Source organism: Corynebacterium sp. HMSC056E09 (assembly GCF_001813425.1).
Classification (GTDB): domain Bacteria; phylum Actinomycetota; class Actinomycetes; order Mycobacteriales; family Mycobacteriaceae; genus Corynebacterium; species Corynebacterium hesseae.
Map to the genome: position 1 here is coordinate 103,518 of NZ_KV812506.1, position 5,190 is coordinate 108,707.

Here is a 5,190-nt window from a genome sequence, read left to right on the forward strand (position 1 = left end):
CATCGTGGGCGAGTCCGGCTCCGGCAAGACCACCTCCGCCATGGCAGCCATCGGCTTGCTGCCCTCGAATGCCACCATCGATGCCGGAACCATCACCTTCGATGGCCGCGATATCACCTCGCTGCGTCGCCGCGAGTGGCGTGAGCTGCGTGGGCGGCGCATCGGCCTCATCCCGCAGGACCCCAATAACTCCCTCAACCCAGTGCAGACCATCGGCGCCTCGGTGGAGGAGGGGCTGCGCATCCACAAGGTTGGTACTGCGGCCGAGCGCAAGGCCAAAGCACTGGAACTGCTGGAGCGCGTCGGCATCGATGATCCCCAGCGCCGCTATCACCAGTACCCGCACGAGCTGTCCGGCGGCATGAAGCAGCGCGTGCTCATCGCCGCCGCCGTAGCGCTGGAGCCCGACCTCATCATCGCCGATGAGCCCACCTCCGCGCTGGATGTCACCGTGCAGAAGATCATCCTCGATCTCCTCGATGACATGCGCGCGGAGCTCGGCATGGGCATCCTCTTCATTACCCACGACTTGGCGGTGGCCGGTGACCGCGCCGACCGCGTCGTGGTCATGGAATCCGGCCAGCTGCGCGAGGAGGGCCTGGCCGCCACGGTGCTGACGAACCCGCGCCACGACTACACCAAACGCCTGCTTGCCGACGCCCCCTCCCTCACCGTCGCCGACGCCGGCCGAGCAGCTACTTCGCGCAACGCCGTCGTCAAGACCGACACAACCACTGACCGCACCGCGGGCGAACCCTTAGTGCGGGTGGAAGGCCTGACCCAGCGTTTCGGTAATTTCACCGCCGTCGATGACATCTCCTTCACCGTGGCCAAGGGCTCGACCCACGCCATCGTGGGCGAGTCCGGCTCCGGCAAGACCACGACGGGGCGCAGCATCGCCATGTTCAACACCCCGACATCGGGCAACATCACCGTGGGCGGGCGCGACATCGTGGGTCTGCGCGGCAAGGCCTTGCGTGAAGAGCGTAACAACATCCAGCTGGTCTACCAGAACCCCTACGGTTCCTTGGACCCCAAGCAGACGATTGGCCAGACGGTCGCGGAGCCGCTGCGGAACTTGAAGGGGGTGCGTGCAAGCGCGGCCAAGGAAAAGGCCAAGGAGTTCTTGGACCTGGTGGCGCTGAACCCGGACTACTACGACCGCCGTCCGCGCGAGCTCTCCGGCGGCCAGCGCCAACGCGTGGCCATCGCGCGCGCCATGATCGTGGAACCGGAGCTGGTCATCCTCGACGAGGCAGTATCCGCCCTCGACGTCACCGTGCAGGCCCAGATTCTGCGACTGCTGGCCCGGCTGCAGGAGGAGCTCGGCCTGACCTACATTTTCATCTCGCACGACCTCGCGGTGGTCAACCAAATCTCCGATACCGTCTCGGTGCTCTCGAAGGGGCAGCAGGTGGAATCTGGTCCCACGGCCGAGGTCTTTAGCAACCCACAATCACCGTTTACCCAAAAACTCATCGAGGCCATCCCCGGCTCCCGCTACCGCGCCGGCGACCTCAACCTGGGTCTGTAGCCTGGGGCGAACACAAGAAAGGAATCATTCATGGCAGACATCATTAACCTGTTGGCGGGTGTTGAGGGGGACGTCGCCAAGCTGCGCGAGCGCCGGCCCGAGGCCAAGGAGAACGCGCAGGCCTCCTTTGCCGCGCTCCTTGAGCCTGCGGAGCCCGGTACGTTCAGCTATGCGGAGCGCTACGCTATCGCGACTTTTGTTGCGGGCATTTATCAGGCGGCTCCTGCCGTCGCCTTTTATTCTGACCTGCTGGCGGAGGAGTCGGAGGAGCTTGCCGCCGAAATATCCCGCGCGGTGGAGCGCGGCATCACCACCGGCCCGTACATCGATGGCGGATTCACGCTTTTCGACGGCTCCCCGCGCCTTGCCGCCGCCCTCGACTTCGCCCACCTGCTGGTCTTCCACCCCAAGGATGCTTCTCCGGCTGCGATTGGTCACCTGCAGGCGGCCGGCTGGTCCGACGATGACATCGTGACGCTGGCGCAGCTGGTCAGCTTCCTGTCTTTTCAACTGCGCGTGGCGCACGGCCTCTCCGTGCTTGCCGGTACCGCGCAGCCCGCGCCCGTGACTGAGGCGCCGCGTCCCACCCAGACCCCGGAGTGGGTGCCGGGGGAGGGGACGCTGGTGCCGGACGTCGCCAAGCCGCAGGGCTTTGTAGCGCACTCGCTGGGCTGGAAGCCGTGGGTGCCGCCGCAGCCGAAGGAGGAGTTCACAGACGCGCAGCGCGATGCGCTCATTAAGCCCGAGCGCATCGACATGGAGTATTTCCGCCTGCTGGCCCGCGACCCGGCCGCACTCAAGGCGCGCACGCTCACGGACCTGGACATCTTCTACAACACCGACGGCGGACTCGGCCGCGCCGAGCGTGAGCTGGCCGCCACGGTGGTATCGCGTCTCAACGGTTGCGAGTACTGCGCGTCGGTGCACCAGCAGCGCGCCAAGGAAGAGGGCGGTGACGCCGCGGCGATTGACCGTCTGCTCGAGGAGGGCGTAGATGCTGACCTGGGCTCGGCGCAGTGGTCCGCCATTCGCGATGCCGCCCTGGCCCTGACCGAGTCACCCTTTGCCTTCGACGCCTCCCACGTTGAACGCCTCGAGGCCGTGGGATTCGATACCCTAGCCATCATCGATGTCATCAACTCCACCGCGTTCTTCAACTGGGCCAACCGCCTGATGCTGACGCTGGGGGAGCCGGATGTGCCGAAGCGCTTCCGCTAACGAGAAGGAGGAACAACCATGGTGAAAACTGCCGTTGTAACTGGTGCGACGGGTGGAATGGGCGCGGAGATCATCAAGGACCTTGCCCGGGACCACCGCGTGTATGCCCTGGGGCGGCGCGCCGGGGAGCTGCCGGAGGCGGAGAACATCGTGCCGGTGGCAATTGACTTGCTGTCGCTGCTCGACGGCTCACCGCTTCCCGCCGAACTGGCTTCGCTGGAGCGCGTGGACGTGCTCGTGCACGCGGCGGCGCGGGCGGATAAGCGCTCGGTGGAGAGCGCTCGGCCGGAGGATTGGCGCGCGCAGATGGACCTCAACGTTCACGTGCCAGCCGAGCTGACCCGCCTGCTTCTGCCCGCGCTGCGCGCGGCGGAAGGGCTTGCGGTGTTCATTAACTCCGGTGCCGGCATTCACTCCTATGGTGACAACGTCATTTACGCCGCCACGAAGCATGCTTTGTACGCGCTTGCCGACGGCTTGCGCCTCGGCGAACTCGGCATCCGCGTGTCCACCGTCGCGCCAGGCCCGACGGATACCCCGATGCTGCAGGGCCTGCAGGATTACAACCCAGAGCATGTCATCGCTCCTGTGGAGGTGGCGAAGGCTATCCGCGCCACCGTTGATGCTGGCCCAACGACGCAGCTTACGGAGATTCGTGTGCGCCCGCGCATTGAGTTGAATCAGCGCAAGTAGGAGCCGCGTTTTCTCTCAAGATGCGAAAAACGCAGCGCACGGTACAGTGATGAGGCGTGTCCACCTCTCAACGTCGCCGCCCCGCCTATTTGGTGATCGCGGATTCGCTGCGGAGCAAGATTGAATCCGGCGAACTGAAGCCGGGTGACCGCTTTCCCACGGAGCGGGAGTTAGTCCAGGAATACAAGGTGGCGCGCATGACGGTGCGCCACGCGCTGGACATCGTCCAGATCGAAGGTCTCATTGACCGCAAGCGCGGGCGCACCGGTGGCACCTTCGTGCGTGCCACCCCGCCGACGCTGAGCCTGACGAGCGGGCGAAGTGCCCTCGACCAGCTGCGTGAACATGGCCTCGATGTGGAGGTGCGGGTGTTGTCGCTGACGCTGATTGAGGTGCCTGGGCATCTCGCTTCCTCCTTCGGGATTGAGGAAGGCGATTCCGTGTGGGAATGCCGCGCGGTGCAGTTGACCGAGGGCTCGCCCATCATGGCCTCCACCCTTTTTATCCCGCAGGCCTTGGCCTCGGACCTCACGGAAGAGGACGTCCAGAAGCCGCTGACCGAGCTGTTGACGGAGCTTGACCTGGTGCCCGTGTTTAAGCGGGACTCCCTCGTGGCCGCCACCGCGCGCACGGAGGAGCAGAAGGCCCTTGGAGTGGGTCGGAACCAACCCGTCTTGCGCATTACACGAACCGTTAAGGCGGAGGGCGGCGTCGTGGCTGCTCAGTTGGAAGAGACCCTGCGCCCTGATGCCGTCACGGTGGAGGTCGTCATCGGCGAGGATCCCACGCCGGTACTCGACTAACCACCTCTGGTCTTCGCCCCAACGCGGTCAGCCGCCGCAAGGCTCGGCCTGCTCGAGCTGCATCAGTGCACGACAGCAAACCCGTCAACCATTTTCCGGTTGGCGGGCTTCGCCTTTTAAGGGCTTAAGGTTCTTGCCGTCACGACCCTGCTGCACCTAGCGGCAAATGAATCGTTGTGTGGGATCGCCGGTATCCCCGTCAACCTGTCTTGGGTCGACGGGTGCACAGTCTCGAAGGATCGCCGATGTGCCCGTCAACGGTTCTGTTGTTGACGGGGCCGGTGGTTGGCGCTGTCCTTGCTGCGTTAGGTGGTTGGGGGTGTTAGCTGCTGCCGGGTGGTGGGTCTGGTGGTTGTTGTGGCGTTGTGTCTGGGGTTTGGGCTGGTGCTGTGGCCTGGGTCTTTGTGGCTGTTTCCCGTTCGGCGTTGAGTCTGGCTAGTGCTTCTTGGTATTCCGGCATTGCTGTTATTGGTGTACCCCAGGGTGGGATGAAGGCCACCCCGGTGTTAAGCCGGTACATGTAGCCACGCCCGGTAGGCCTTTGTGGGTCATCATCATTAATCCCGTTGTGGTAGGCGCACAGGAAGGTCAAGTTCTTAATGTTGGTGTAGCCTCCTGCCTGCCAGGGGATGAGGTGATGGACTTGGCAGCAATCAGCGGGTTTATTACAGCCAGGCCTAGAACAGGTGTGGAATTCAGCATGCAGGGTAAGGCGTTGTTTGAAGTTTGCTCCACGCTCTAGCCGCCAGGTGTCGATGGGTCCTTCAAGAGGGTGCACGATGGTGGCATACCCAATCTCGGCAAATTTGTGGGTGAGGAATTCCGCCCCGGTCATGCGCCCGCCGTTGGTGAGGTTGAGCTCGATTTCATCACCCTCGCCGTTAATGATCTGGTCCAACTCGTTCAACGTGACGATGACTTGGGTGCGCACCGCAGGCTTGG

The 5,190-nt window shown here is 64.1% G+C and carries 5 protein-coding genes; 4 read left to right on the top strand and 1 reads right to left on the bottom strand.

The window, feature by feature from the left end; translation table 11 throughout:
- The 4 genes from HMPREF2912_RS07810 to HMPREF2912_RS07825 form a co-directional block, all read left to right on the top strand.
- A partial coding sequence (locus tag HMPREF2912_RS07810) for a dipeptide ABC transporter ATP-binding protein (RefSeq protein WP_070683784.1) occupies positions 1-1,534 on the top strand: 1,534 nt, incomplete at its 5' end.
- 30 nt (positions 1,535-1,564) lie between these two features.
- Positions 1,565-2,752: an alkylhydroperoxidase domain protein gene (locus tag HMPREF2912_RS07815; RefSeq protein ID WP_070683786.1), complete on the top strand. Its 1,188-nt coding sequence runs from the start codon at positions 1,565-1,567 to the stop codon at positions 2,750-2,752.
- 18 nt (positions 2,753-2,770) lie between these two features.
- Positions 2,771-3,445, top strand: a complete 675-nt coding sequence (locus tag HMPREF2912_RS07820; protein ID WP_070596663.1) for an SDR family oxidoreductase — start codon at positions 2,771-2,773, stop codon at positions 3,443-3,445.
- A 56-nt stretch (positions 3,446-3,501) separates the two neighbouring features.
- Complete coding sequence (locus tag HMPREF2912_RS07825; RefSeq protein WP_070596667.1) at positions 3,502-4,248, top strand: GntR family transcriptional regulator; 747 nt, start codon at positions 3,502-3,504, stop codon at positions 4,246-4,248.
- Between the two features lie 322 nt (positions 4,249-4,570).
- Here the strand turns inward: HMPREF2912_RS07825 and HMPREF2912_RS07830 are convergent.
- Positions 4,571-5,190 (bottom strand): HNH endonuclease signature motif containing protein (locus tag HMPREF2912_RS07830; protein ID WP_148139408.1); only part of this gene is annotated, 620 nt, incomplete at its 5' end.

Bases quoted from the DNA above. Each gene is read 5' to 3' on its own strand.
- HMPREF2912_RS07820 (WP_070596663.1), top strand. From the start codon at position 2,771: ATGGTGAAAACTGCCGTTGTAACTGGTGCGACGGGTGGAATGGGCGCG.
- HMPREF2912_RS07815 (WP_070683786.1), top strand. From the start codon at position 1,565: ATGGCAGACATCATTAACCTGTTGGCGGGTGTTGAGGGGGACGTCGCC.